Source organism: Rhodococcus sp. p52, assembly GCF_000763325.2.
Lineage (GTDB): Bacteria > Actinomycetota > Actinomycetes > Mycobacteriales > Mycobacteriaceae > Rhodococcus > Rhodococcus pyridinivorans.
In genome coordinates this window covers 3,447,270-3,471,970 of the sequence record NZ_CP016819.1, presented here as the reverse complement: position 1 = coordinate 3,471,970, position 24,701 = coordinate 3,447,270, and the positions used below count along the sequence as shown (strand labels likewise).

Here is a 24,701-nt window from a genome sequence, read left to right as displayed (position 1 = left end):
ACGACTACGACGAGAGCGTCGCTCAGGCGTCGAGTTCGGCGAGGACGTCGTCGGAGATGTCGACGTTCGTGTAGACGTTCTGCACGTCGTCGCAGTCTTCGAGCGCGTCGACCAGCTTCATGACCTTGCGTGCACCCTCGGCGTCGACCGGCACCTCGACGGACGCCCGGAAATCGGGGTCGGCCGAGTCGTAGTCGATGCCGGCGTCGACGAGAGCCGTACGCACGGCGATCAGGTCGGACGCCTCGGAGACGATCTCGAAGGAGTCGCCGAGATCGTTGATCTCCTCGGCACCCGCTTCGAGGACGACCTCGAGGATCTCGTCCTCGGAGCGGCCGTTCTTCTCGAGCACGACGACGCCCTTGCGGGTGAACAGGTAGGCGACCGAACCCGGATCGGCCATGTTGCCGCCGTTGCGGGTCATCGCCGTGCGGACCTCGCCCGCGGCGCGGTTGCGGTTGTCGGTCAGACACTCGATGAGCAGCGCGACACCGTTGGGGCCGTAGCCCTCGTAGGTGATGGTCTGCCAGTCGGCACCGCCGGCTTCCTCACCGCCGCCACGCTTGCGGGCACGCTCGATGTTGTCGTTCGGGACCGAGCTCTTCTTCGCCTTCTGGATGGCGTCGAACAGGGTCGGGTTACCCGCCGGGTCGCCACCACCGGTCCGAGCCGCCACCTCGATGTTCTTGATGAGCTTCGCGAACATCTTGCCGCGCTTGGCATCGATGACCGCCTTCTTGTGCTTGGTGGTGGCCCATTTGGAGTGGCCGCTCATTCGCTTCGAGCCCCTTCCGGAGAAGTGTGGTCGGCGTCAACCGACAGGTCGGAGAGTCGATTCTACTCGCTCCCGGTGTGGGCCACCGGCACGGTGGCCGTGTCGTCATGTCGCCGAGGCCGTCGGGCGCACCCGAGGTCGGGTCGCCGAGCGCACGGTCTCCACGAACAGCCGGTGCACGCGATGGTCACCGGTGATCTCGGGGTGGAAGGACGTCGCGATCACAGCGCCCTGCCGCACTGCGACCACCCGGCCCGCCGCCGGCCCGTCCGGAACCGTGGCCAGGACCTCCACGTCGGGCCCGATCTCCTCCACCCACGGGGCTCGGATGAACACCGCGCGCACCGGCCCGTCGCCGAGACCCGTCATCGGCAGGTCGGTCTCGAACGAGTCGACCTGCCGGCCGAAGGCGTTGCGGCGCACCACGATGTCGAGGGCGTCGAGGTGTTCGGCGTCCTCGGTGGTGTCGAGCACCCGGGAGGCGAGCAGGATCATGCCGGCACACGAACCGTAGGCGGGCAGCCCGGCCTCCAACCGGGCCCGCAGCGGTTCGAGCAGATCGAACACACGCAGCAGACGGCTGACCGTAGTGGATTCGCCTCCCGGAAGGACGATGCCGTCGACCTCGTCGAGTTCGCGTTCGCGACGCACCGCGATCGTCCGCGCGCCTGCCTCCTCGAGAGCGCTGCGATGTTCGCGGACGTCGCCCTGCAATGCCAGGACGCCGATCGTGGGAGAGGAAATGGTCACCGTTGCCTGCCTGTCCGTTCGGGGTCGCCGATGCGCAGGCACTTTGTAGGGACGTCTTCGTCGGGGACGCCCTCGTTCAGGACTCGCGCAGGTACCGCGTGAGTCCTTCCTGCACCACCGCCGCGACCATGTTGCCGTTGCGATCGAAGATCCGCCCCTGGGTCAGTGCGCGCCCCAGCCCGGCGGAGGGTGACGTCTGGTCGTAAAGCAGCCAGTCGTCGGCGCGGAACGGCCGCAGGAACCACATCGCGTGGTCCAGCGATGCACCCTGCGTCCGTTCGTCGTCGTGGCCGACACTCGCCGAGCCGAGCAACGTCATGTCGCTCATGTACGCGAGCGTGCACACGTGGAAGACCGGGTCGTCGGGGAGGATCTCGCGGGACTTGAACCACAGCTGCTGCTGTGCAGCCATCCTGCTCGACGAGTCCATCCGGTCGCGGGGAACGAACCGGAAGTCCCATTCGGCCCATTCCTTCTTCGCCCACAGCAGGGTCGCGTCGTCGACCACAGTCTCCGGATCGGGCAGTTCCTCCGGAGCCGGCACCCGCGGAATCGTGTCCTGGTGCTCGATCCCCTCGTCGCGTACGTGGAACGACGCCGACATCGTGAAGATCGCCTTGCCGTCCTGGACGGCCGTCACGCGCCGGGTGCAGAAGGAGCGGCCGTCGCGGATCCGGTCGACGAGGTAGACGATCTGCATCGTCGGGTTCCCCGGCCGGAGGAAGTAGCCGTGCAGCGAGTGGACCCCGAATGCGGGATCGACAGTGCGGACCGCCGACACGAGCGCCTGACCGGCCACCTGACCACCGAACGTCCGCGGCAGCAACGTCTCCGTCGCTATGCCCCGGAAGATGTCGTTCTCGATCTGTTCGAGCGCCAGGATCTGCTCGATCTTCGCCATGGGAACTCCTTCTGTGCACCGTACGCAAGAAGGCTAGCTGCACGGAGGTGTGCCGAACGCCGTGTCCCCGGAAGGTGGCGAGAGAACCGGGATCGCTATCGAGTAGCGAATATGACACCCTCGGGAGAACGGAGGGGGTGCAATGCGACAAGTCACCGATATGGTGCGCAGGAACAGCGTGACGATCACGGGCAACCGACAGGGCCCGGTGGTCGTCCTCGCGCACGGTTTCGGCTGCGACCAGCACCTGTGGCGCCTGATGATCCCGCTGCTCGAACCCGACTTCACCGTGGTGCGGTTCGACCACGTCGGCTCCGGGCGTTCCGATGCGACCGCCTGGGACTCCCAGCGCTACTCGCGGATGGAGACCTACGCCGAGGACGTCGTGGACCTGTGCCGGAGCCTGGATCTCGGGCAGGTGCTCTTCGTCGGCCACTCGGTGAGCGCATCGATCGGTGTCCTCGCGGCGGCCGCTGCCCCGGAGGTCTTCTCCGGTCTCGTGCTGCTCGCGCCGTCCCCGCGCTTCATCGACGATCCGGCCAGCGGATACCGAGGTGGGTTCAGCACCGACGACATCGACGAGCTGCTCGAATCCCTCGAGGCGAACTATCTGGGCTGGACCGAGTCGATGGCGCCGGTCATCATGGGCAATCCCGAGCGACCGGAGCTCGGCGACGAACTCGCCGAGATCTTCTGCCGCACGGATCCCGAGGTGGCGCGCGTCTTCGCCCGGGTGACCTTCCTGTCCGACAACCGCTCCGACCTGGCCGCGGTGTCGGTGCCCACGCTCGTCGCCCAGTGCGCCCACGATGCGATCGCTCCGCGCGAGGTCGGTGCCTTCGTTCACGAGCAGATCCCCGGGAGCGAACTCGTGACCCTGAACGCGACCGGCCACTGCCCGCAGCTCAGCGCACCCGAAGAGACAGCAGCCGCGATCGCGGCGTTCGCGCGCCGATCGGGGTGACGGCGACGACCGATCGAACCCTCGATCCCCGTATCCGACACGGCGATGCGCTGTACGACAACGCGCCGTGCGGATTCCTGACGACGCTCCCGGACGGCCGGATCACGGAGATCAACCGGACCTTGACGGACTGGCTCGGGGTCACGAGCGACGAACTGGTCGGCAAGCGGTACTTCTCGGACCTTCTCAGCGTGGGCGGCCGCATCTACCACGAGACCCACTACGCGCCGCTCCTCCTCATGCACGGACAGATCAACGGGATCGCCCTCGAACTCGTCCGTGCCGACCGGACCCGGCTGCCGGTCCTGGCCGCCTCGGTGGTCGAGCCGGACGCCGAGGGCAGGCCCACGCTGATCCGCACGATGCTGTTCGATGCCCGCGAGCGCCGCGCCTACGAGACGGAACTGCTCCGTGCCCGTCGCGAGGCCGAACTCGAGCGTGAGCGGCTCCGCACGATCAACGCCACACTCCAGGCGACCCTTCTTCCGCCGAGCCTGCCCGCGGTACCGGGACTCGAGGTCGACGCGTACTACCACATCGCGTCCCCCGACGAGGTCGGCGGCGACTTCTACGACCTGTTCCCCGCGCGCGCCGGCACGTGGGGGCTGTTCCTCGGCGATGTGTGCGGAAAGGGCGCTCGCGCAGCGGCGGTGACGTCGATCGTCCGCTACACGCTGCGCGCCGCGGCGGTCTACGAGACGGTCCCGTCCGCGGCGCTCAGGACGCTCAACACCACCCTGCTCGACGAACGCGACAGCGAAACGCGAGCCCCCTTCTGCACGCTCACCTTCGGCACGGTCGCGCCCGATCCGGACACCGGACGGGTCGACATCCGTCTCGCCTCGGGTGGGCATCCGCCGCCGCTCCTCGTGCGCGCGAACGGCAACGTCGACTATCTCCCCACGATCGGCGGACAGCTGATCGGAATGCTGCCCACGCCGCGGCTCGTCGAGCACACCTTCGCGCTGCGCCCCGGCGACACGCTGCTGCTGTACACCGACGGGGTGACCGAGGCCCTCGTCTCCGGTGAGACCCGTGAACGCTTCGGGGAGGACCGGCTCCTCGAGCACGTCCGCGCATCGAAACCGACGAGCGCGGCGGAAGCGGTCGGGGCCGTCCGCGAGGCGCTCGCGACGCTCGGGGCGGGCGTGCAGGACGACGTCGCCCTGCTCGCCCTGCACGCGCCCCGGTAGAACGATCACCAGCCGCGTTCGGCGAGCCGGTGGGGCTGAGGGATCTCGTCGACGTTGATACCGACCATCGCCTCGCCGAGGCCCCGCGAGACCTTCGCGAGCACGTCGGGATCGTCGTGGAAGGTGGTGGCCTTGACGATCGCGGCCGCACGCTGGGCGGGGTTGCCCGACTTGAAGATTCCGGATCCGACGAACACGCCCTCGGCCCCGAGCTGCATCATCATCGCGGCGTCGGCGGGGGTGGCGATGCCACCGGCGGTGAAGAGGGTGACGGGCAGCTTGCCGGCGCGGGCGACCTCGACGACGAGGTCGTAGGGGGCCTGCAATTCCTTGGCGGCGACGTAGAGCTCGTCCTCGGGAAGCGAGCTCAGGCGCCGGATCTCCTGGCGGATCCGGCGCATGTGGGTCGTGGCGTTCGAGACGTCGCCGGTGCCGGCCTCGCCCTTGGAGCGGATCATCGCCGCGCCTTCGTTGATACGGCGCAGTGCCTCACCGAGATTCGTTGCGCCGCACACGAACGGCACGGTGAACGCGAACTTGTCGATGTGGTTCTCGTAGTCGGCGGGGGTGAGCACCTCCGACTCGTCGATGTAGTCGACCCCGAGGGCCTGCAGGACCTGCGCTTCGACGAAGTGGCCGATGCGCGCCTTGGCCATGACGGGGATCGAGACGGCCTCGATGATGCCGTCGATCATGTCGGGATCGCTCATGCGCGACACGCCGCCCTGCGCGCGGATGTCGGCGGGCACGCGTTCGAGGGCCATGACCGCCACCGCGCCGGCGTCCTCGGCGATCTTCGCCTGTTCGGGGGTCACCACGTCCATGATCACCCCGCCCTTGAGCATCTCGGCCATGCCACGCTTGACGCGGGCGGTACCGGTGACGGGGGCGGTGTCGGGGCTGGTCACGATGGGAGTCCTCCTCGGTGGACGGATCGGCGAAAGCTGCCGGCGCACGGGCGACGGGCAGCGGAACCGAGCCTAGGGGCGCAGCCGAGCCGGTCCTATAGCCAGTTCGGAGCAACTGGACTGCCGCACACCGGTCCACTCCTCGGACGGGCACTGAAGATCCCGCGCATTCCCCAAAGGAACCGTCCAGTTTCGCGAACTGGATCTCTACGTGAGAGGCCCTGCGGCCGGACCGAAAGGGTTCAAAATTTCACCGGATCGCGCGGATCTCGGGCTCCAGCCGCCGCGTCGCGACCTGCCTCGCCTCATCGAGGAGCTCGGGCAGATCGTGCGGGTAGACCGGGTTCCCGGACCGCACCAGCGCCTGCAGTTCGTCGTCGTCGAACCAGCGATGGTCGAGGCGCATGCTCCGTTCGAGATCGGTGAAGCCGTCTGCAGCGGGTTCGAAGGACGGCACCCGCACCGAGAAGAACAGCTCCTCCGAGTGCAGGACCTCACCGTTGAACGGGAAGACGGCCACGCGCCGCCACATCGGCCCGCACAGGAGGTCGCGCTCGACCCGCAGACCGGTCTCCTCGGCGAGCTCCCGGAGCGCGGCCGTCGCCAGGTCCTCGCCGGGTTCGACGGCGCCACCGATCGTGAACCAGAAGTGCCGCTCGGGCACCGCGGGGTCGTGTCCGCGCAGCAGCAGGACCCGGCCGTCCTCGTCGAGCACCACGACGCGAGCCGACGTTCGTGCCCGATCCGGCACCGGGGTGGTCCGCGAAGCGGGAGCAGTGGCCGCGCCTGAGGAAGGGGACGTGCCGGGAACGGCCGGAGGCGCGGTGGCGACCGCACCCGCCCGCTCGGCAATCTCGAAATAGGTGGGCAGCGGCGCGGTTCCCCCGAGGTGCAACCAGCGGACCGGCCGTCGGGTGCGCAACGCCAGGGTGTCGCGCACCGCGTCGTTGTGGAAACGACGGGCGATGAGCCCCCGCGCCTCCGCGTCGGCGAGCTCGGCCACGAGTTGGGGGCGCAGCCGGCCGGTCTCGAGCCGTGCCAAGGAGGCCGACAACGCGTTCTCGGCCTCCTCGCGCCGGGCGCGGTCCGCACGTTCGGCAGTATCGGCGAGCAGGGCGAGAGTGCGTCCCTCCGGGACCGGGATCGACGCCACGATGCTCCGCACGACCGCCGCGCGACGCGCCAGGGCCGCATCGAGTGCCTGCCAGGACAGATCCGAGCGCACATGGAGGCGGTCGAGTCGGTTGGCGGTGGAATAGGCCCACACACTGATCGCCACGACCACGGCGGCGATCAGCGACAGGACGAGGATCGTCACCGCGCTGACGGTCACGACCGGACCTCCCGCACCGGGCCGGCACCGACGGTGACGGTCTCGTAGACCCGCAGGATCTGATCTGCGACCACCGGCCAGTCGTACGCTTCGACCACCGTGGATCCGAAGTCGACCAATGCCTGCCGGCGGTCGTCGTCGTCGAGGACCTCGAGGAGTCCACGCGCGAGCGCATCGGCATCGGCGACCGGGACGAGGACCCCGGCCTGCCCGTCGCGCAGTACCCGGCGGAAGGCGTCGAGCTGGGAGGCGACGACCGCCGTCCCCGCGGCCATGGCCTCGACGAGCACGATGCCGAAGCTCTCACCACCGAGGTTCGGCGCGCAGTACACGTCGGCGCTGCGCATCGCGGACGCCTTCTCGTCGTCGTCGACCTGCCCGAGCAGCCGCAAGTGCCGGAAGTAGCGTCCCGCTTCCTTCCGCAAGCGGTCCTCGTCACCGCGCCCGACCACGAGGATCTCGATGTCGGGATGTCGGGCGACGAGCGCCGGCAACGCGCCGAGCAGGATCTCAATGCCCTTGCGGGGTTCGTCGTACCGGCCGAGGAAGAGCACCGTGCGGCCCGCTCGCGGGTAGCCCGGCAGCAGCGGGGCGTGCCGGAAGAACGGCACGTCCACACCGTTGGGGATCTCGACCGCATCGGCACCGAGAGAGGTGACCTGCCACCGCCGGGCCAGCTCGGACACCGCGATCCGGCCGCTGATCTTCTCGAGATAGGGCTGCAGGACACCCTGGAAGGTGCTGAGCACCAGCGATTTCGTCGTCGACGTGTGGAAGGTCGCGACGATCGGTCCTTCCGCCACCTTGAGCGCGAGCATCGACAGGCTCGGCGCGTTCGGTTCGTGGATGTGGAGGACGTCGAAATCGTTGTCGTTGATCCAGCGGCGGACCCGGGCATAGGAGACCGGACCGAAACTCAGGCGCGCGACGGACCCGTTGTACGGGATCGCGACGGCGCGACCGGCGGAGACGACGAAGTCGGGCAGGGGCGTCGTCTCCGACGCGGGTGCCAGCACACTCACCTCGTGCCCGCGGCCGATGAGGACCTCCGCGAGATCCACGACGTGTGCCTGTACTCCACCGGGAACGTCGAAGGAGTACGGGCAGACCATCCCGATCCTCACCTACGCCTCCATCCGGGCGCGGCGAGCCTCCGACAAGTCGTCGAGCCACAACGGCTGCAGCATGTGCCAGTCCTCGGGGTGGGCGGCGATGTTGGCGGCGAACCGGTCGGCGAGGGCCTGTGTGGCAGCGTCGATCCCGACACTCACGTCGAGCTCCGGATCCACGCGGAACCCCCAGCCGTCCTCGGTGAACCAGCAGTGCACCGGCAACAGTGCCGCACCGGTGTCGATGGCCAGTTTCGCCGGTCCGGCGGGCATGCGGGTGGGTTCGCCGAAGAAGGTGACCGGCACTCCCTTGCGGGCGAGGTCGCGTTCGCCGAGCAGGCACACGATCCGGTTGTCGCGCAACCGCGCGGCAAGCTCCCCGAACGGCGGCGTCTCCCCGCCGCTCGAGGGGAAGATCTCGAAACCGAGACCCTCGCGGTAGTCCACGAAACGGCGGTAGAGGGACTCCGGACGCAGGCGCTCGGCGACCGTGGTCAATCCGCCGAAGTAGCGGACGCACCACACGCCGGCGAGATCCCAGTTCCCACTGTGGGGCAGCGCCAGGATCGCGCCGCGACCGGCGGCGAGCGCCGCCTCGATGTGCTCACGGCCCTCGATGGACGAATCGATCGACTTCGCGGTCGCGTCGAGATCCATCGATGGCAGGCGGAACGCCTCGCGCCAGTAGCGCGCGTAGGACCGGACCGACCGGCGGATCAGATCGTCGGGCACCTCGTGCGGCTGCACCCCGAGCACCCGCGCGAGGTTGCGGCGCAGTTGCTGCGGTCCGCCGCCACGGCGCGCCGCATGGTCGGCGCCGGCGTCGAACAACCGTCGCGCGACGCCGTCGGGCAGTGCCCGGACCAGGCGCCAGCCACCCGCGTACGCGAGATCGGACGCCTTCTCGCCGACACTCACTGTGCTCCCCCGTCGTCCCGGGTCTCCGTCGTCCCCCCGGCCGGGGGCGTGATGGGAAGCAGTTCGCGCGCACCCGCGGAGTTGCGGACGGCGAGCACCCGCTGGAAGACGGTGATCACCGATCCGACGACGAGCAGCCACATGGCGATGTGGATCGCCCAGTCGAGTCCGAGGCCGGTGAGACCGGCGCCGACGAGCACGATCACGAGCCGGTCGGGTCGTTCGATCAGACCGCCGTCGGCGGACAGTCCACTCGCTTCGGCCCGCGCCTTCGCGTACGAGATGACCTGCGAGGTCACCAGACAGAGCAGGGTGGCGACGAACAGCGGACGGCTCTGCTCGTGGTAGACGGCCCACCACGCGAGACCGGCGAAGATCGCGCCGTCGGCGACCCGGTCGCAGGTCGCGTCGAGAACCGCGCCGAAGCGCGTTCCGCCACCGCGGGCCCGGGCCATGGCTCCGTCGAGCATGTCGAACATGACGAACAGCCAGATGACCATCGCACCCCAGAACAGGTGTCCCATGGGGAACAGGGTCACGGCGGCGGCGATCGTGGCGACGGTGCCGACGACTGTGACGGCGTCCGGAGTCAGGCCGGTACGGATCAGCGCCTTGCCGAGCGGCGCGGTGACCTTCGACACCGACGCACGCCCGAAGAAGCTCAGCATCCCGCGACCCCTGTCTTCCTGTCCGACCGTTGTGTCCGGAATCCGATCCTGCCACGAGTAGGGCCGGGAATGCGCAGTCGGCCCGCAGCGGATCGACACGCGAACGGCACCACGGCCGTACGATGCGATCGCGACGACTCGGGGAAGGCTGTCACTCGTCCCATGCCGAGGCGAGCAGTGCACGGGTGTCGCGCAGCAACTGCACCATGACCTTCGACCCACCGAGGACGGTGATGAAGTTGGCGTCGCCGCCCCAGCGCGGCACGACGTGCAGGTGGAGATGCTCGGCCAGCGAGCCTCCCGCCGCGGCACCGAGGTTGAGGCCGACGTTGAAGCCGTGCGGACGCGAGACGCGCTTGATGACGCGGAGCGCCCGCTGCGCGAACTGCATGAGTTCGGCGCTCTCCTCGGGCGTCAGGTCCTCGAGGTTGGCCACCCGGCGATACGGTACGACCATCAGGTGCCCCGGATTGTACGGGTACAGGTTGAGCACCGCGTACACCGTTTCGCCGCGAGCGACGACGAGACCTTCCTCGTCGGACATCTTCGGGATATCGGTAAAGGGTTCGTACGGCTCGTCGCGACCTCGCGGGGACTCGGTGATGTACGACATCCGGTGCGGCGACCACAGGCGCTGCAGGTGGTCGGACTCCCCCACACCGCGATCGACCATCGACGCGGGACTGTCGTCGGTCGCGGGGATGTCGGCCGGCCCCGGAGTGCGATCGCCCGTCACGACGGGCTGCCTTCCCCACCGGAACCGACGAGCTCGGCGGTGGGCGAGGCGTTCTCGCGGCGACGGACCCATTCGGTCACGATCCGCACGGCCTCGTCGACCGGCACGCCGTTGACCTGCGTGCCGTCGCGGAAACGGAAACTGACCGCGCCCGCCGCGACGTCGCGCTCACCGGCGAGCAGCATGAACGGCACCTTCTGCGTGGTGTGGGTGCGGATCTTCTTCTGCATACGGTCGTCGGAGACGTCGACCTCGGCCCGGATCCCCTGAGCCTTCAGCTTGCCCACGACGTCGAACAAGTGGTCCTCGAAGTCCGCGGCCACAGGAATGCCCACGACCTGGACGGGCGAGAGCCACGCCGGGAAGGCACCGGCGTAGTGCTCGGTGAGCACGCCGAAGAACCTCTCGATCGACCCGAAGAGCGCCCGGTGGATCATGACGGGCCGGTGTTTCGCCCCGTCGGTGCCGGTGTACTCGAGCTCGAATCGCTCCGGCAGATTGAAGTCGAGCTGGATCGTCGACATCTGCCAGCTGCGGCCCAGGGCGTCCTTGACCTGCACCGAGATTTTCGGACCGTAGAAGGCCGCACCGCCCGGATCCGGGACGAGGTGCAGACCCGAGGCCTCGGCGACCTCACGCAGGGTGTCGGTCGCGACGTCCCACAGCTCGTCGCTGCCGACGAACTTCTTGGGATTCTTCGTCGACAGTTCGAGGTAGTAGTCGTCGAGCCCGTAATCCTTCAGCAGGTCGAGGATGAACTTCAGGACGCTGGTGAGCTCGTCGCGCATCTGCTCCGGGGTGCAGAAGATGTGCGCGTCGTCCTGCGTCATGCCGCGCACACGGGTGAGCCCGTGGATCACACCGGACTTCTCGTAGCGGTAGACGGATCCGAACTCGAACATGCGAAGCGGCAGCTCGCGGTACGAGCGGCCTCGCGACCGGAAGATCAGGTCGTGCATCGGGCAGTTCATCGGCTTGAGGTAGTAGTCCTGACCCGGCTTGCGAACCGTGCCGTCCTCGTTGAGCTCCTCGTCGACGTGCATCGCCGGGAACATGCCGTCGCGGTACCAGTCGAGGTGACCGGAGACCTCGTAGAGGTGGCCCTTGGTGATGTGCGGCGAGTACACGAACTCGTAGCCGGCCTCGACGTGCCGCTGACGCGAGTAGTTCTCCATCTCCTGGCGGATGATGCCGCCCTTCGGATGGAAGACCGGCAGTCCCGAGCCGAGCTCGTCGGGAAACGAGAACAGGTCGAGTTCGGTGCCGAGCTTGCGGTGGTCGCGGCGCTCGGCCTCGGCGAGGAGTTCGAGGTGCGCGTCGAGCGCCTCGGTGGACTCCCAGGCCGTGCCGTAGATGCGCTGCAGGCCGGCGTTGTCCTGGTCGCCGCGCCAGTAGGCCGCGGAACTGCGCGTGAGCTTGAACGCCGGGATGAACTTGGTGGTGGGCACGTGCGGGCCGCGGCACAGGTCCTTCCAGACGAGCTCACCCGTGCGGGGGTTGAGGTTGTCGTAGATGGTCAGTTCCTTGCCGCCGACCTCCATCACCTCGGGGTCCGGCTCGAAGTCACTGCTTCCTGCCTTGTCGTCGATGAGTTCGAGTTTGAACGGTTCGTCCTTCAATTCCTCGCGGGCGTCCTCGAGGCTGTCGACGACGCGACGCGAGAAGCGCTGGGCATCCTTGACGATCTTCTTCATCCGCTTCTCGAGCTTCGCGAGATCTTCGGGCGTGAAGGGACGCTCGACCTGGAAGTCGTAGTAGAAGCCGTCGCGGATGGGCGGGCCGATGCCGAGCTTCGCCTCCGGGAACTCCTGCTGCACGGCCTGTGCGAGCACGTGGGCGGCCGAGTGGCGGATGACGCTGCGACCGTCCTCGGTGTCGGCGCCGACGGCCTCGACCTCGACGTCCGATTCCGGCGTCCACGAAAGATCGTGCAGCGTGCCTTCCGAGTCGCGGACGACCACGATCGTCTCGGGTCCCTTGGTGGGCAGACCCGCGTCACGGACCGCCGCGCCCGCAGTGGTCCCCGCGGGCACCCGGACGATCGTGGCTGGTTTCGCGGATGCGGGCGTGGTCACTGTGACGGACTCCTCGGCTCGATGCCTGATACGTGGTCGTCGCCGGACGCGTGCTGCGGTCGACGATCGCAAGCACACGGCAACTTCATCATGCTATCGACATCCGCCCGGGCAGCGAACACAGGGAGCCGAGCGGAGAAACTCAGAGGTGGTTGAGACCCGTCAGCACCCGTTCGAGCAGTTCGACGTTCGGTCCCACCTTGTCGGCCGTGCGGTGCACGGTGATCTCGCCGGTCGCCGCGAGATCCCCGACGAGCACGCGCGCGACACCGAGCGGGATCTGCGCGAGGGCCGCGATCTCCATGATCGATCTCGGCTGGGCGCACAACGCCAGCACGAGGCGATGCTCGTCCATCGCCGGACCGGACTCACTGCCCATCGCGGAGGGGACGGCCGACACGAGCACTTCGAGAGGCAGCTCCACCTCGGCTCGGGTGCGTCCCCCGCTCCGCACGAACGGGCGCACGAACGACGACGTCTCTGGCTGGTTCATGTCCTCGATTCCCACACTGGTCCCGGTGCCCGCATTCCGGCCGGCCGGCTGCGCTGCACCGCCCGACAACACTCTGTCGACCGGCTGCGCTGTGTCGACCGGCTGCGCTGTGTCGACCGGCTGCGCTGTGTCGACCGGCTGCGCTGCGGGACGGTACATCTCGGCTGCCGTGACCTCGTCCACGACGGGGCCCGGCTCGCGGTGATTCCGTACCGGCACGGCGTGATCCGCCGGCCGCCGACGTCGACGGGACCGACCGGATCCGAATCTCGCTCCGGTCGCCCCCACGACCGGCCATTCGCTGTCCGCAACGCTCATCCGGACGTGCCCTCCTCGACGACCACGATCCTGCCATCACTACGCGCACTTCGGCCACAAGCACCACAGCTGTGCCCACACGACACGCGTGGTCGGGCCCGAGGGGGCCGTTGCGGTTCGAAGGAAACAAGCGCTCGCGGGCGACCACCCGACCGGGCGCCACGCACGCTCAACGATTTCATCAAGGTACGAAAAAAGGCACCCCTGCGGGGGTGCCTTTCGTCACTGCCGATCTCGGTGGTCCCGGCTGGGATCGAACCAGCGACCTCCCCGGTGTGAACGGGACGCTCTTCCACTGAGCCACGGGACCGGGCCGCTCCGCAGCGGCTCGAACGAGATGGAACACTAACACGCTCCCGCCATGAAGACGAATCGCCTGGTCCCAGCGTTTCGACGCGGATGTTCCGTGTAGCGCGTTCGGGTGGCGCCTCTCGCGCGCGTACGCGAGCGGGCAGGAGACCGTGCTCGTAGAGACGAGAAGGCGCACCCGGAGCCTCGGGACGTGGACGGCCCTCAACTCGGGAGGACCGGGGAACGCAAGTGTCGGCCGGAGCGACACGAGCGGGGGACGCGGGCTCGGCCTCCGAAGCCCTATTCGTCGCCTCCCGCAGGGGTCATCAGCCCGTCACCTTCGCGAAATCTGCCGGTTTTCTGCCGTTGACCTGCGGATTTGTGCGTTTCGTAGATGCTCGGCTACTGTTTTGAACCGCACCACGGAGAGCACGACGCCGAACGGTGCGAATGCGGATGTAGCGCAGCTGGTAGCGCATCACCTTGCCAAGGTGAGGGTCGCGGGTTCGAATCCCGTCATCCGCTCGAGAGGTTGGACTCGACCTTTTACGGTGGAGTGGCCGAGTGGTGAGGCAACGGCCTGCAAAGCCGTGCACACGGGTTCGATTCCCGTCTCCACCTCGCGCGATTAGCTCAGCGGGAGAGCGCTTCCCTGACACGGAAGAGGTCACTGGTTCAATCCCAGTATCGCGCACCAGGTTCGACCAGCACGTGGGCCGAGCCGGTTCACCGAAAGAACGTGCACATGCGGATGTAGCGCAGCTGGTAGCGCATCACCTTGCCAAGGTGAGGGTCGCGGGTTCGAATCCCGTCATCCGCTCCATTCCGGCGATCACCATGCCGGCGCGATTAGCTCAGCGGGAGAGCGCTTCCCTGACACGGAAGAGGTCACTGGTTCAATCCCAGTATCGCGCACAGAAGATGAAGGCTCCCTTCGAATTTCGAAGGGAGCCTTCATTCGTTCGTGGAGACGCATTCGTTCGTGGAGACCGCCGATCGTCCGGGCCACCCGGTGAGAATCCGGCAACGGGTGATCCGGTGCGGAGGTATTCCCCCGCACCGGACCGGCGCGTCACGCGCCGAGCGTGTTGATCCCCGCGATCATCGCCCGCAGCGACGACTCGTTGCCGGTCTCGCCCGTGCCCATCACCCAGGTCGTGCGCTCGCCGGAGCGGCACAGCAGGAAGGTCGCGGACATCTCACCGAGGTCGTGGCGGTGGAACGACAGGATCTCGATGTTCAGCCCGAGGTCGTACAGCATCGCGGTCATCGCGGCGATCGGTCCGCAGGTCGTGGCGGATGCCGTATGGATCGTGTCGCCGATCGCGATCGTCGCCTCGAAGGCGCTGCGTCCCGCACCCAGGGCCGTCGCGGTCCAGCCACCGAGGCGGACCGGGCCGTGCTGCGCACCGTAGGTGGATTCGAACTCCGTCCAACTCATGCCGGAGGCTTCCTCGCGCAATCCCCGAGGAAGGCCGCGTCCGTAGCGGGCGAAGAACGGATCGGCATCAGGGGTGCCAGAGGGGAACATCGGAGCGAAACCCGAGAAGGAGGTGAAGGCGTTCATCGTTCGTAGTGGTCTTCCACGAGAAGGAAGGACCGACGCGTAGCTCAACGACCCGCAGCGAGGGGTCGGTCCGAATCAGACCCCGCTACGGCGGTGAACTACGAGTACGCGCTTCATAGCCGCGACGGTACAACGCACCGACATTTCGTGCAAGTCGCATCCACGGGACCGTGTGACGCAACCGTGACCACGGTCGCTGGAACCTGAGGGATCCCTCATGTAGCGTGGATGTTGCCATCCCCCCGATGGTGTCGACCCCCAGCCATGCCCCCCCATCCAAGGCTGGGGTTCAGCCATATCCGGACCCTTCTCCGTCTCGCGTCCGGGCTCGTGTCTCCGTCTCGCATCGACACGCGGGGCCCCTGCCGTATCGTCCCGTCCGAGTGCTTCACTGGTGTGCATGTCCATGCCACCACTCGAAGAAGCAGTCTCCGTCGACGAGGCGGGCATCTGGGACGCCGAGGCGATCGCTCAGGTCGCCGCCGCGACCTTCCCGCTCGCCTGCCCTCAGGACGCCGCCGAGGACGACATCGCCGACTTCATCGAGCGCACCCTCAGCGCGGAGAAGTTCGCCGAGTACCTGTCCTCCCCCGAACGCATCGTTCTCGAGGCGCGCGCGGGTGAGGAGATCGTCGGTTATCTGATGGCAGTGGACGCCGCTCCCGAGGATCCGGCGATCGACGCGATGATCACGGCGCGGCCGGCGATCGAGATCAGCAAGCTGTACGTGATGCCGGGCCATCACGGTTCCGGAATCTCTGCGGCGCTCATGGATGCGATCGTCGCGCGGGCCCACACACTCGGGCGTGTGGGCCTGTGGCTCGGCGTCAACCAGGAGAACACCCGCGCCCGGCGCTTCTACGAGAAGCAGGGCTTCGAGGTGGTGGGCACGCGCACGTTCGTCGTGGGGGCGCAGACGCACGACGATTTCGTCATGCAGCGCACCCTCCGAAGGGATGCCGGCCGGTGAGCCGGTGATGGGGTGAAGGTCGACCCGGCGCGCATGAGCGCCGGGTATCCGATCAGCCCGCGGCAACCTCGAATCGGGACAGCGCCAGCAGACGGGACGTCGCGCGCAGGTACTTCTTGCGGTAGCCGCCCGCGAGCATCTCGGGCGTGAAGATCTCGTCGAGCTTGGCGCCGGAGACCGTCACGGGGATGCTCGCGTCGTACATGCGGTCGGCGAGGACCACCAGACGTAGGGCCACCGACTGGTCCTTCGCCGGGTGCACACCCTCGAGGAAGACGGCGGGGACACCCTCGACGAGCTTGCCGTAACGGGACGGGTGCAGCGTGCTCAGGTGCGCGCACAGCTCGTCGAAGTCGTCGAGCGTCGCACCCGGGATCGCGTCGGCGCGCTCGGTGAGCTCTGCCGAGTCGACCGGATCGGGTGCAGGCGGCAGGTCGCGGTGACGGTAGTCGGGGCCGTCGACGCGGATGGTCTCGAAGATCGACGCGAGCTTCTTGATCTCGCGCAGGAAGTCCTGTGCCGCGAACCGTCCCTCACCCAGCTGGCCGGGGAGCGTGTTGGAGGTCGCGACGATCGAGACGCCGCGGGCCGACAGTTCGGTCAGCAGGCGCGAGACGAGCATGGTGTCGCCCGGATCGTCGAGTTCGAACTCGTCGATGCACAGCACGCTGTGGTTCGACAGCTCCTCGACGGCCTTGTTGAACCCGAGGGCGCCGACGACGTGGGTGAGCTCGACGAACGTGCCGAAGGCCTTGGGCGCGGGTGCGCTGTGGAAGATCGAGGCGAGCAGGTGGGTCTTGCCCACGCCGAAGCCGCCGTCGAGGTAGAGGCCGGCCCCCTGCGGCTGGGAGCGGCGGCCGAACAGGCCGCGCTTGCCGCCGCGGATCTTCCCGATCTTGCCGACGAACTCCGCAGCGGTCGTCACCGCGGCCGCCTGGCTCGGCTCGTTCGGATCCGGAATGTACGACTCGAAGCTCACCTCGTCGAACATCGCGGGGGGCACCATCTGCGCCACCAACTGGTCTGCAGGCACCACCGGATTGCGGTCGACGAGACGTTCGTGCATCAGCCCAGGGTACGACCGCATCATGCTCGGATCCTCACTCGAATCCGGAATGCGACCTACTTCACACGGCGTTCACCTCGGCGTCATGCACCGGGAGGACACTTCGGATCGGCCGCTCGACCACCGGTTGCGCGCGGCCGCCGGTGAACCTGGCAGGCTGTGCGCATGCGCAGATCGGGAGTGATCGCCGCGATGTTGATCACGGTTGCCGCGGCGTCGACCGCGTGCGGAGCAGGACCGTCGATACGTCCCGACGTCGCCGTGGTGCGCGACGATCCCGGTGTCGCCGTCGACGGGACCCCGCAGGACGAGACCGAGGTACCCGAACTTCCGGTGCCGTCGGCCGAACCGGCGTGGCGGAACTGCACGGACGAGACGCTCTCCTCGTTCGACGCACCGCCGGGTGCCCAGGGCCTCGTTCTCGAGTGCGCGGAGGTCGTCGCCCCGATCGATGCGGCCGGCACCGTGACGGGCACCTTCCCGCTGGCAGTCATGCGCGCACGACTGCCCGACACCCCCACCGACGTGGCGCCGCTGGTTCTCACGACCGGCGCCGACGTCGCGTCGACGCGCGCACTGACCGCCATGGCGACCGGCGCGATGTCGGGTGCACTGGCGATGCGTCCGATCGTCGCGGTGGATCGGCGCGGGATCGGCAACTCGCTCGCGATCGACTGCATCTTTCCTGCTGATCGTCGCGGTCTCGGCGATCTCGGACAATTCGGCCGCACCGGCGATGCACCCGAACGCGTCGCCGATCTGGGTCGTCAGGCGACCGTCTCGTGCACCGACTACCTGCAGCCGCAGCAGCTGATGTTCGGCGCATCACACGCCGCCGACGACATCGAACGCCTCCGGCAGGCATGGGGCGTGGACCGGATCGGTCTCCTCGGGGTGGGGAACGGTGCGACGGTCGCGCTCGCCTACGCCGCCGCCTATCCGGGCGCGGTCGGCCGTCTCGTCCTCGACTCCCCCGCCGCGGCCACCGCCGACGCCGAACTCATGGCCGAGTCGCAGGCCCGCGGCGCGGAGGCCGCCGTCGATGCCTTCGCCCGGCAGTGCACCGCCCTCGACTGCGCCCTGGGCGACGATCCGCGCGCGGCGATCGAGGATCTGCACGAGCAGGCCACCGAGGGTGAACTCGCGCCGGTCTCGGCCAATTCCTTCCTCACGGCGCTGACGGGTGTCCTCGGCACGCCGCGCGCCGATCTGCAGGCCCGCGTCCGTGAGGTGGCGGACGTCCTCGCAGCCGCGCGGGACGGCGATGTCATGCCGCTCATCGAACTGGTCGGTGTGGCCGAGGAGAGGCTCTCGACGGACGGTCAGTTCGTCGCCCGGTGCAGCGACGGACAGCGCTGGCCGACCCCGACCCACGCGGGCGATCTCGCCCGGAGTTGGTCCACCCTTTATCCGCTGTACGGCGCGGATCTGGCGACGGGCCTGACGGCATGTGCGGCGTGGCCGAGCCTGCCTCCCCCGCCGCTGCCGGCGGCGCTCGACGTGCCCGTGCTCGTCTCCTCGGGGGCCGCGGACCCGGTCGTGGGCAATGCCGGCGTGGAGTCGGTGACCGGTGTGCTCACCGCAGGCGGTATCGCCTGGGCGTCACTGTCGTGGCAGGGTGCCGGTTACTCGGCGGTCCTGCACTCGGGATGCGTGCAGGCGCGGGTGGAGACCTATCTGTCCGACGGAGAACTTCCACCCAACGGGAGCCTGTGCCCCGCGTGACATTCCCCGGTCGGGGGCAGGGCGTGTGCACGGGTCCGCAGGCCCGCGGTGTACCGTGCCGTAGTGTTCCTCAGAAGTCTCGAACCCCGGACCGCACGCACGACCGCCGAGGTGGTCAAGGCTGTGGTGTGGCCCCTTGCCGTACTGACGGTTCTGCACCGGGTCGTGATCAAAGCGGTCAACGGGTTCCGGACGGACGACTTCACCCCGGTCTACAACGCCGCGCTGGCCTTCCTCAACCGCCGGCCGGTGTACACCGCCGAGTTCCAGTGGGTCGATCCCCACTACCTCTATCCGCCTTCCGGCACGTTGTTGATCGCCCCGATCGCGGTGATCGACCCCGAGCGGTCGCGGTGGTTGTTCATCCTCGCCAATGCGATCGCGATCCTCGTCGCGCTCTACCTGTTGCTGCGCATGTTCGGTCTGCGACTCGATTCGCCGATCGCGCCGGTGCTGGTCTTCGCCGCGTTCGCGTCCGAGACGGTGACGAACACGCTCGTCTTCACGAACATCAACGGTCTCGTCCTGCTCGGCGAGATCGCGTTCCTGACGCTGCTGCTCAAACGACGTGATCTGTGGGCGGGGGCTGCGCTCGGCCTGACCTTCGCCGTCAAACCGATCCTCGCTCCCCTGCTGTTGCTCCCGCTCGTGCGCGGACAGTGGAAGGTCTTCATCACCGCCGCGGGTGTCCCGATCGCGCTGACGATCATCGCGTGGCCCCTGTCGGTCGACGCGTGGCAGTTCGTCGAGCACACCGTGCCGTACCTGCTCGAGTCCCGCGACTACTTCAACAGCGCGATCGTCGGCAACGGCATGTACTACGGGCTCCCGGCCTGGCTGATCTTCGGTCTGCGGGCGGTGCTCGCGGTGATGGTCGCGGTGTCGGTGTGGTTGCTCTACCGCTACTGCCGCCACGACGAGGTGTTCTTCGTGTGCACCGCCGGCGGTGTGTTGCTCGCGGCTTCGTTCCTGCTCGGATCGCTCGGCCAGATGTACTACTCGATGATGCTGTTCCCTCTGCTGATGACGGTGCTGCTGCCGAACTCCGTGATGCGGAACTGGCCCGCCTGGCTCGCCGTGTACGGCTTCCTGAGCTACGACTCGTGGCTGTCGAACCGGTGGGTGGAGGCCGGGCGCGCGGCGGAGTACATGAAGACAACCTTCGGCTGGTCGCTGCTGCTCATCGTCGTCTTCGCCGTCCTGCTCGACCGTTACCTCGTCGCGAAGCGCGAAGGGCGCCTGGCGGACGGCATCGAGCCGTCGCACCTGCTCGAGGAGAAGCAGCCCGCACGGACGTGATCGTCCGTGCCGGTGCAGACGTGACGCGCGCGCCGAGCGCGGTTAGCGTGGAGATCATGACGTCTGCTCCTCGATCCGAACCCGCACCCAAGGTCGTCCACACCGACGAGGAATGGCGCGCGAAGCTCACTCCCGCCGAATTCGCCGTGTTGCGTCAGGCCGGCACCGAGCGTCCCTTCGTCGGCGAGTACACCGACACCGAGACCGAGGGCATCTACGAATGCCGCGCGTGCGGTGCCGAACTGTTCCGCAGCACCGAGAAGTTCCACTCCCACTGCGGGTGGCCGTCGTTCTTCGACCCCGCCGACTCCGACGCCGTGATCCTGCGCGAGGACAACTCGCTGGGCATGCGGCGCATCGAGGTGGTGTGCGCGACGTGCCACAGCCATCTCGGGCACGTCTTCGAGGGCGAGGGTTACCCGACGCCCACCGACAAGCGGTACTGCATCAACTCGATCTCCCTGCGCCTGGTTCGGTCGGAGTGATCCCGGCCGCGGCCAGCGCGGTCCACAGTGCGTCCTGCCGCTCGGTGGTCGGTGTCGGTTCGACGAGTTCGAACGCGCATCCGATCGACCGGGCGGCACCGTCCGCCTTCTCGCTGTCGCCGATCATCAGCGTCCGTCGCGGGTCGACACCGAGTCTGTCGACGGCGTGGCGGAAGATCTCCGGTTCGGGCTTGACGGCGCCCACCTCGAAGGACAGCGCGAACACCGACACGAGGTCGTCGATACCGAGCCGCGCGAAGGCCGGCCGCAGGTCGAAGGCGATGTTGCTCACCACGCCGACGGCGATCCCGTCTCCAGCGAGCGCCTCGATGACGGGGACGGTGTCGGGATAGACGGTCCAGCAGTCGGGGTCGGTCACCTTCTCGTAGAGCGCCTGTGCCTGTTCGGGATCGGCCACGCCCGATCTGCGCAGCACCGTCAGGTAGGCCTCGCGGTGCCAGCGCGGTTCGCGGTCGCGGTTGGTCCACGCATGGTGCTCGTCGGCGTCCATCTCGACGGGCTGCCCGACGGGTTGTGTCAGCCGCCGCATGAGTTCGGCCTGCCGGTGCACGTCGAAGGGTCTGCCCTCGTGGTCGGTGACGTCCGCGAGCCAGCTCTCGTCCTCCTCGAGCCGGAACAGGGTGCCGGAGAAGTCGAACAGGACGGCATCGAAGGGGGTCTCGGCCATGTCCCGAGGCTAACGGCTGAGCGACAGTGGCAGGTCGGCTCGGCTAGATCTCCTCGAGCAGTCGCATCGCCGCCATCGCGGCGGGCCGGCCGCTCGCAGGGAACGTCCCGATGCGGACCGAGTCATGTGGCGCGAGGCTACTGACCGAGGGGCCGGTTTGCCACAATGTCTCGCATGGCTGAGACGGGTACGAGAATCCGGCGACACACGAAGCTGTCCGTCGTCGGCGCCGGGAGCGTCGGTACCGCGGTGGCGTATGCATGTCTACTCAGAGGTTCGGCAGACGCGATCGCGCTGTTCGACACGAACTCCGCGAAGGTGCGCGCGGAGGTCCTGGACCTGAACCACGGCACGCAGTTCGCGCCGTCGTGCCGGATCGAGGGCAGCGACGACATCGCGGTCACCGCCGGTTCCGATCTGATCGTCGTGACCGCGGGGGCCAAGCAGCATCCCGGCCAGTCGCGTCTGGATCTCGCGGCGGCGAACGTCGCCCTGACACGGGACCTGACTCCCGGCCTGCTGTCCGTCTCCCCCGATGCAGTGATCGTCTTCGTCAGTAATCCGGTCGACATCGTCACCCGCGCCGCGATCGCGGCGACCGGCGTCTCGGACGGCCGGATCTTCGGGTCGGGCACGGTGCTCGATTCCGGCCGGCTGCGGTATCTGCTCGCCCACCACGCCGACGTCGCGGTCGAGAACGTTCACGCGTTCGTCGTGGGGGAACACGGCGACTCGGAGGTCGCCCTGTGGTCGAGTGCGACGATCGGCGGCGTGCCGGTGGAGTCCTTCGCCGTCGACGGACGACCCGTCTTCGGACCGGACACCCGCGCCGAACTCTTCGAGGAGGTCGTGCGCAGCGCCTACGAGATCATCCGCGGCAAGGGCGCCACGAATCTCGCGATCGGACTGTCGAGTGCCCGCATCGTGGAGGCCGTGCTGCGGAACCAGCGCCGGGTGCTCGCGGTGTCGACGCTGCAAACCGGGCGGCACGGCCTGCAGGACGTCTGCCTCTCGCTTCCCACCGTCGTCGACGCGCGCGGCGCGCACACCGTGCTCGATGTGCCGTTGTCGTCGGAGGAGGAAGCGGGGCTGGCCGCCTCCGCGGCCACCCTGCGTGAGGTCCAGTCGTCACTCGGCCTGTGACCGCTCAGCGCTGCCGGACGACCGGCGGATCGTAGGCCCGGATGGGCGGCAACTCGCCGTCGAACCGCTCGACGTCGACGAGCACGTGCTGCCCCGTGCATCCGTGCGACAGCGACGACGTGCCGACGTCGGGGGTGAGCACGTTCGCGTTCCCGTGCACGCACATCGATCCGGGATCGGACGGATCCAGCGGGTCGTACCAGGCTCCCGTCGCGAGCTGGACGACGTTCGGCAGCAGACCGTCGTCGAGGACCACCCCGGCGAGGCACGAACCACGATCGTTGAAGACGCGGACGATGTCGCCGGCTTCCAGACCTCGCGCGGCAGCGTCGTCGGGACGCATCCGGATCGGTTCACGGCCACGGATCTTCGACGCCTGGCTCACCGGGCCGTGATCGAGCTGCCCGTGCAGGCGCGTGGCCGGCTGATTGGCGATCAGGTGCAGTGGGAACCGTTCGACCCGCGGGGAGCCGAGCCATTCGTCGGGTTCGTACCAGGTGGGGTGCCCGGCGCAGTCGTCGTAGCCGAACGAGTCGATATCGGCGGAGAAGATCTCGAGCAGTCCGCTGGGAGTCCGCAGCGGGTTCGCCGCGGGATCGGACCGGAAGTCCTCGAAGAGGGTCAGATCGTCCTCGGTCCGCATCCGGACCGGTCCGCCGTACCAGAAGTCGTCGAAGGGCGGCGGGTCCTCGGTGCGCCGGTCGTCGGCGAGGACGAAACCGCGCCACTGCTCGTAGAGGTGTTCGAGCCACTCCCGGGAGGTCCGGCCCTCGGTGAACTGCTCGCCGAAGCCGAGGCGGTGGGCGAGAGCGGTGCAGGTGTCGTAGTCGTCGCGGGCGTCGGCGAAGCGTGGGACGGCAGCCTGCATCGCGACGAGCAGCGGATCGTTGCGCGTGCACGTCAGGTCGTCGCGCTCGAGCGCCGTGGTCGACGGCACGACGATGTCGGCGTGCTTGGCCATCGGCGTCCAGTACGGGTCGTGGACGACGATCGTGTCGGGCCGCTGCAGGGCGCGGCGGAGCCGGCCGATGTCCTGGTGGTGGTGGAAGGGATTGCCACCCGCCCAGTACACGAGCCGGATGTCCGGGAAGGTCAGGCGACGGCCGTCGTAGTCGAACTGCTCCCCCGGTCGCAACAGCAGGTCGGAGATCGCGGCGACGGGGATGAAGTCCTCGACGTCGTTGTTGCCCTGGAACAGGGTGGGCAGCGGATACGGGACGGGCGCGAGACCGGGTTCGTTCATCGAACCGTAGCCGTGGCCGAAACCGCCCCCGGGAACGCCGAGTTGGCCGAGCATCGCGGCGAGGGTCACGCCCGCCCAGGGCGCCTGCTCGCCGTGCCGCACGCGTTGCAGCGACCATGTGACCGACACCAGGGTGCGGCCACGGGCCATGCGTCGCGCGAGGTCGACGAGGGTTCCGGCCGGGATGCCCGACAGTCCGGCGGCCCACTCGGGGGTCTTCGGGACGCCGTCGGTGCGGCCGAGCAGGTACTCCTCGAAGCGGTCGTAACCGGTGCAGTAGCGGTCGAGGAACTCACGGTCGGCCAGACCCTCGGTGGCCAGGACATAACCGAGGGCGAGCATGATCGCGACGTCGGTGCCCGGCCGGGGCGCGAGCCACTCGTGCTCACCGTGCACGTCGCTGCGGATCGGGCTGAACGAGACGATCCGTCCGCCGCGGGCCCGCATCCGGTCGAGGGCGTCGCGGGTGGGGTGATCGCTCGTGCCGCCGTCGTTGACGGCGGTGTTCTTCAGCGGGATCCCGCCGAAGCACACCATCAGATCGGTCTCGCGGGCGATGACCTCCCAGGAGGTCGAGCGCGCGAACAGTTTCCAGTGGGTGCCTACGACGTGCGGCATGATCACGCCGGTCGCGCCGAGCGAGTAGGAGTGCACCGAGCGGGTGTAGCCGCCGAACATCTTCAGGAAGCGGTGCACCTGGCTCTGTGCGTGGTGGAACCGGCCCGGGGCGGACCAGCCGTAGGAGCCGCCGAAGATCGCCCGGTTGCCGTGCCGGTCCTTTACGCGCTGCAGTTCGCCCGCGAGGATCTCGGTGAGTTCGTCCCACGAGACCGCGACGTACTCGTCGTCGCCGCGTCGTGTGCTCGGTCCCGGTCCGTTCTCGAGCCAGCCGCGACGGACGGCCGGACCGGCGATGCGAGCACGGTGCCGCACCGATCCGGGGATGTTCCCGAGGATCGGTGAGGGGTCGCGGTCCCCGGCGTAGGGCCGCACGGCGACGACCTCGCCGTCGCGTGCCTGCGCCGAGAACATCCCCCAGTGCGCCATCTGGGAGAACAGACGACCTTCTCCCTGGGGTGGCAC

General features: G+C 68.4%; 22 protein-coding genes and 6 tRNA genes. 12 read left to right on the top strand and 16 right to left on the bottom strand.

The annotated features are described in order from the left end of the window. Positions 1 to 22 precede the first annotated feature (22 nt). From IM25_RS16080 to IM25_RS16070, 3 genes are all read right to left on the bottom strand, one after another. Positions 23 to 775 (bottom strand): YebC/PmpR family DNA-binding transcriptional regulator, encoded by a 753-nt coding sequence (locus IM25_RS16080; RefSeq protein ID WP_006551388.1) that lies wholly within the window; start codon positions 773 to 775, stop codon positions 23 to 25. A 105-nt stretch (positions 776 to 880) separates the two neighbouring features. Then, positions 881 to 1,519 (bottom strand): pyridoxal 5'-phosphate synthase glutaminase subunit PdxT, encoded by a 639-nt coding sequence (gene pdxT, locus IM25_RS16075; RefSeq protein ID WP_051121558.1) that lies wholly within the window; start codon positions 1,517 to 1,519, stop codon positions 881 to 883. 82 nt (positions 1,520 to 1,601) lie between these two features. After that, entirely contained in the window at positions 1,602 to 2,426 is an 825-nt protein-coding gene (locus tag IM25_RS16070) for an acyl-CoA thioesterase (protein WP_006551386.1), read from the bottom strand. Between the two features lie 142 nt (positions 2,427 to 2,568). Here IM25_RS16070 and IM25_RS16065 point away from each other — a divergent pair, with 142 nt between their 5' ends. Next, positions 2,569 to 3,390: an alpha/beta fold hydrolase gene (locus IM25_RS16065; protein WP_033096572.1), complete on the top strand. Its 822-nt coding sequence runs from the start codon at positions 2,569 to 2,571 to the stop codon at positions 3,388 to 3,390. After that, positions 3,387 to 4,583, top strand: coding sequence for a SpoIIE family protein phosphatase (locus IM25_RS16060; RefSeq protein ID WP_065996168.1), 1,197 nt, complete (start codon positions 3,387 to 3,389; stop codon positions 4,581 to 4,583). The genes IM25_RS16065 and IM25_RS16060 overlap by 4 nt, the downstream gene beginning before the upstream one ends. A gap of 5 nt (positions 4,584 to 4,588) precedes the next feature. On the opposite strand, the gene pdxS is transcribed toward IM25_RS16060, so the two are convergent. The 9 genes from pdxS to IM25_RS16015 all read right to left on the bottom strand — a co-directional run bounded on the left by pdxS (position 4,589) and on the right by IM25_RS16015 (position 13,451). Beyond that, positions 4,589 to 5,491, bottom strand: coding sequence for a pyridoxal 5'-phosphate synthase lyase subunit PdxS (gene pdxS / locus IM25_RS16055; RefSeq protein ID WP_006551383.1), 903 nt, complete (start codon positions 5,489 to 5,491; stop codon positions 4,589 to 4,591). Positions 5,492 to 5,741: 250 nt separating this feature from the next. Beyond that, entirely contained in the window at positions 5,742 to 6,824 is a 1,083-nt protein-coding gene (locus IM25_RS16050; protein ID WP_065996167.1) for an NUDIX hydrolase, read from the bottom strand. Further along, positions 6,821 to 7,948, bottom strand: a complete 1,128-nt coding sequence (locus tag IM25_RS16045; RefSeq protein ID WP_033096569.1) for a glycosyltransferase family 4 protein — start codon at positions 7,946 to 7,948, stop codon at positions 6,821 to 6,823. The genes IM25_RS16050 and IM25_RS16045 overlap by 4 nt, the downstream gene beginning before the upstream one ends. After that, the gene (locus tag IM25_RS16040) at positions 7,949 to 8,851 is read right to left on the bottom strand and encodes a phosphatidylinositol mannoside acyltransferase (RefSeq protein ID WP_006551380.1); all 903 of its coding nucleotides are present in this window, start codon (positions 8,849 to 8,851) and stop codon (positions 7,949 to 7,951) included. After that, complete coding sequence (gene pgsA / locus IM25_RS16035) at positions 8,848 to 9,519, bottom strand: phosphatidylinositol phosphate synthase (RefSeq protein WP_006551379.1); 672 nt, start codon at positions 9,517 to 9,519, stop codon at positions 8,848 to 8,850. The genes IM25_RS16040 and pgsA overlap by 4 nt, the downstream gene beginning before the upstream one ends. Before the next feature lie 151 nt (positions 9,520 to 9,670). Continuing rightward, entirely contained in the window at positions 9,671 to 10,192 is a 522-nt protein-coding gene (locus tag IM25_RS16030; protein ID WP_051121556.1) for an HIT family protein, read from the bottom strand. 59 nt (positions 10,193 to 10,251) lie between these two features. Beyond that, a complete protein-coding gene (thrS, locus tag IM25_RS16025) occupies positions 10,252 to 12,330 on the bottom strand; it encodes a threonine--tRNA ligase (protein ID WP_033096568.1) in 2,079 nt (692 codons plus the stop codon). 142 nt (positions 12,331 to 12,472) lie between these two features. Continuing rightward, positions 12,473 to 13,141, bottom strand: a complete 669-nt coding sequence (locus IM25_RS16020; RefSeq protein WP_033096567.1) for a DUF742 domain-containing protein — start codon at positions 13,139 to 13,141, stop codon at positions 12,473 to 12,475. A gap of 238 nt (positions 13,142 to 13,379) precedes the next feature. Further along, positions 13,380 to 13,451, bottom strand: a tRNA-Val gene (locus IM25_RS16015). Positions 13,452 to 13,884: 433 nt separating this feature from the next. Between IM25_RS16015 and IM25_RS16010 the strand changes: the two genes are divergently transcribed. The 5 genes from IM25_RS16010 to IM25_RS15990 all read left to right on the top strand — a co-directional run bounded on the left by IM25_RS16010 (position 13,885) and on the right by IM25_RS15990 (position 14,347). Beyond that, a tRNA-Gly gene (locus IM25_RS16010) sits at positions 13,885 to 13,957 on the top strand. A 25-nt stretch (positions 13,958 to 13,982) separates the two neighbouring features. Further along, a tRNA-Cys gene (locus tag IM25_RS16005) sits at positions 13,983 to 14,053 on the top strand. A gap of 1 nt (position 14,054) precedes the next feature. Beyond that, positions 14,055 to 14,129, top strand: a tRNA-Val gene (locus IM25_RS16000). 50 nt (positions 14,130 to 14,179) lie between these two features. Next, positions 14,180 to 14,255, top strand: a tRNA-Gly gene (locus IM25_RS15995). Between the two features lie 20 nt (positions 14,256 to 14,275). Then, positions 14,276 to 14,347 (top strand) — tRNA-Val (locus IM25_RS15990). A gap of 157 nt (positions 14,348 to 14,504) precedes the next feature. On the opposite strand, the gene IM25_RS15985 is transcribed toward IM25_RS15990, so the two are convergent. Further along, entirely contained in the window at positions 14,505 to 14,999 is a 495-nt protein-coding gene (locus IM25_RS15985; RefSeq protein ID WP_006551375.1) for a 2-isopropylmalate synthase, read from the bottom strand. 400 nt (positions 15,000 to 15,399) lie between these two features. Between IM25_RS15985 and IM25_RS15980 the strand changes: the two genes are divergently transcribed. After that, positions 15,400 to 15,969: a GNAT family N-acetyltransferase gene (locus IM25_RS15980; RefSeq protein ID WP_006551374.1), complete on the top strand. Its 570-nt coding sequence runs from the start codon at positions 15,400 to 15,402 to the stop codon at positions 15,967 to 15,969. A 52-nt stretch (positions 15,970 to 16,021) separates the two neighbouring features. Here IM25_RS15980 and zapE read toward each other — a convergent pair whose 3' ends face one another. Next, the gene (gene zapE, locus IM25_RS15975) at positions 16,022 to 17,035 is read right to left on the bottom strand and encodes a cell division protein ZapE (RefSeq protein WP_006551373.1); all 1,014 of its coding nucleotides are present in this window, start codon (positions 17,033 to 17,035) and stop codon (positions 16,022 to 16,024) included. A 165-nt stretch (positions 17,036 to 17,200) separates the two neighbouring features. Between zapE and IM25_RS15970 the strand changes: the two genes are divergently transcribed. The 3 genes from IM25_RS15970 to msrB all read left to right on the top strand — a co-directional run bounded on the left by IM25_RS15970 (position 17,201) and on the right by msrB (position 20,544). Then, entirely contained in the window at positions 17,201 to 18,760 is a 1,560-nt protein-coding gene (locus tag IM25_RS15970; RefSeq protein ID WP_033096718.1) for an alpha/beta fold hydrolase, read from the top strand. 63 nt (positions 18,761 to 18,823) lie between these two features. After that, entirely contained in the window at positions 18,824 to 20,059 is a 1,236-nt protein-coding gene (locus IM25_RS15965) for a glycosyltransferase family 87 protein (RefSeq protein WP_019289230.1), read from the top strand. 56 nt (positions 20,060 to 20,115) lie between these two features. Further along, the gene (msrB, locus tag IM25_RS15960) at positions 20,116 to 20,544 is read left to right on the top strand and encodes a peptide-methionine (R)-S-oxide reductase MsrB (RefSeq protein WP_033096717.1); all 429 of its coding nucleotides are present in this window, start codon (positions 20,116 to 20,118) and stop codon (positions 20,542 to 20,544) included. On the opposite strand, the gene IM25_RS15955 is transcribed toward msrB, so the two are convergent. Then, positions 20,507 to 21,232 carry an HAD family hydrolase gene (locus IM25_RS15955; protein WP_033096565.1) on the bottom strand — a complete coding sequence of 242 codons (726 nt, stop codon included), beginning with the start codon at positions 21,230 to 21,232 and terminating at the stop codon, positions 20,507 to 20,509. The two genes, msrB and IM25_RS15955, sit on opposite strands and share 38 nt — an antisense overlap. A gap of 174 nt (positions 21,233 to 21,406) precedes the next feature. On the opposite strand from IM25_RS15955, the gene IM25_RS15950 reads away from it, so the two are divergent. Next, a complete protein-coding gene (locus tag IM25_RS15950; protein WP_033096564.1) occupies positions 21,407 to 22,375 on the top strand; it encodes an L-lactate dehydrogenase in 969 nt (322 codons plus the stop codon). Between the two features lie 4 nt (positions 22,376 to 22,379). On the opposite strand, the gene IM25_RS15945 is transcribed toward IM25_RS15950, so the two are convergent. Beyond that, a complete protein-coding gene (locus IM25_RS15945; RefSeq protein ID WP_033096716.1) occupies positions 22,380 to 24,665 on the bottom strand; it encodes a molybdopterin-dependent oxidoreductase in 2,286 nt (761 codons plus the stop codon). Positions 24,666 to 24,701: the final 36 nt, after the last annotated feature.

Excerpts from the sequence above, each read along its gene's own strand:
- IM25_RS15980 (WP_006551374.1), top strand. The coding sequence starts at position 15,400 with ATGTCCATGCCACCACTCGAAGAAGCAGTCTCCGTCGACGAGGCGGGC.
- msrB (WP_033096717.1), top strand. The coding sequence starts at position 20,116 with ATGACGTCTGCTCCTCGATCCGAACCCGCACCCAAGGTCGTCCACACC.
- IM25_RS15945 (WP_033096716.1), bottom strand. The coding sequence starts at position 24,665 with ATGGCGCACTGGGGGATGTTCTCGGCGCAGGCACGCGACGGCGAGGTC.
- IM25_RS16020 (WP_033096567.1), bottom strand. The coding sequence starts at position 13,141 with ATGAGCGTTGCGGACAGCGAATGGCCGGTCGTGGGGGCGACCGGAGCG.
- IM25_RS16065 (WP_033096572.1), top strand. The coding sequence starts at position 2,569 with ATGCGACAAGTCACCGATATGGTGCGCAGGAACAGCGTGACGATCACG.
- pgsA (WP_006551379.1), bottom strand. The coding sequence starts at position 9,519 with ATGCTGAGCTTCTTCGGGCGTGCGTCGGTGTCGAAGGTCACCGCGCCG.
- IM25_RS15950 (WP_033096564.1), top strand. The coding sequence starts at position 21,407 with ATGGCTGAGACGGGTACGAGAATCCGGCGACACACGAAGCTGTCCGTC.
- IM25_RS15955 (WP_033096565.1), bottom strand. The coding sequence starts at position 21,232 with ATGGCCGAGACCCCCTTCGATGCCGTCCTGTTCGACTTCTCCGGCACC.
- zapE (WP_006551373.1), bottom strand. The coding sequence starts at position 17,035 with ATGCACGAACGTCTCGTCGACCGCAATCCGGTGGTGCCTGCAGACCAG.
- IM25_RS16080 (WP_006551388.1), bottom strand. The coding sequence starts at position 775 with ATGAGCGGCCACTCCAAATGGGCCACCACCAAGCACAAGAAGGCGGTC.
- IM25_RS15970 (WP_033096718.1), top strand. The coding sequence starts at position 17,201 with ATGCGCAGATCGGGAGTGATCGCCGCGATGTTGATCACGGTTGCCGCG.
- IM25_RS16030 (WP_051121556.1), bottom strand. The coding sequence starts at position 10,192 with ATGGTCGATCGCGGTGTGGGGGAGTCCGACCACCTGCAGCGCCTGTGG.
- IM25_RS15985 (WP_006551375.1), bottom strand. The coding sequence starts at position 14,999 with ATGAACGCCTTCACCTCCTTCTCGGGTTTCGCTCCGATGTTCCCCTCT.
- IM25_RS16070 (WP_006551386.1), bottom strand. The coding sequence starts at position 2,426 with ATGGCGAAGATCGAGCAGATCCTGGCGCTCGAACAGATCGAGAACGAC.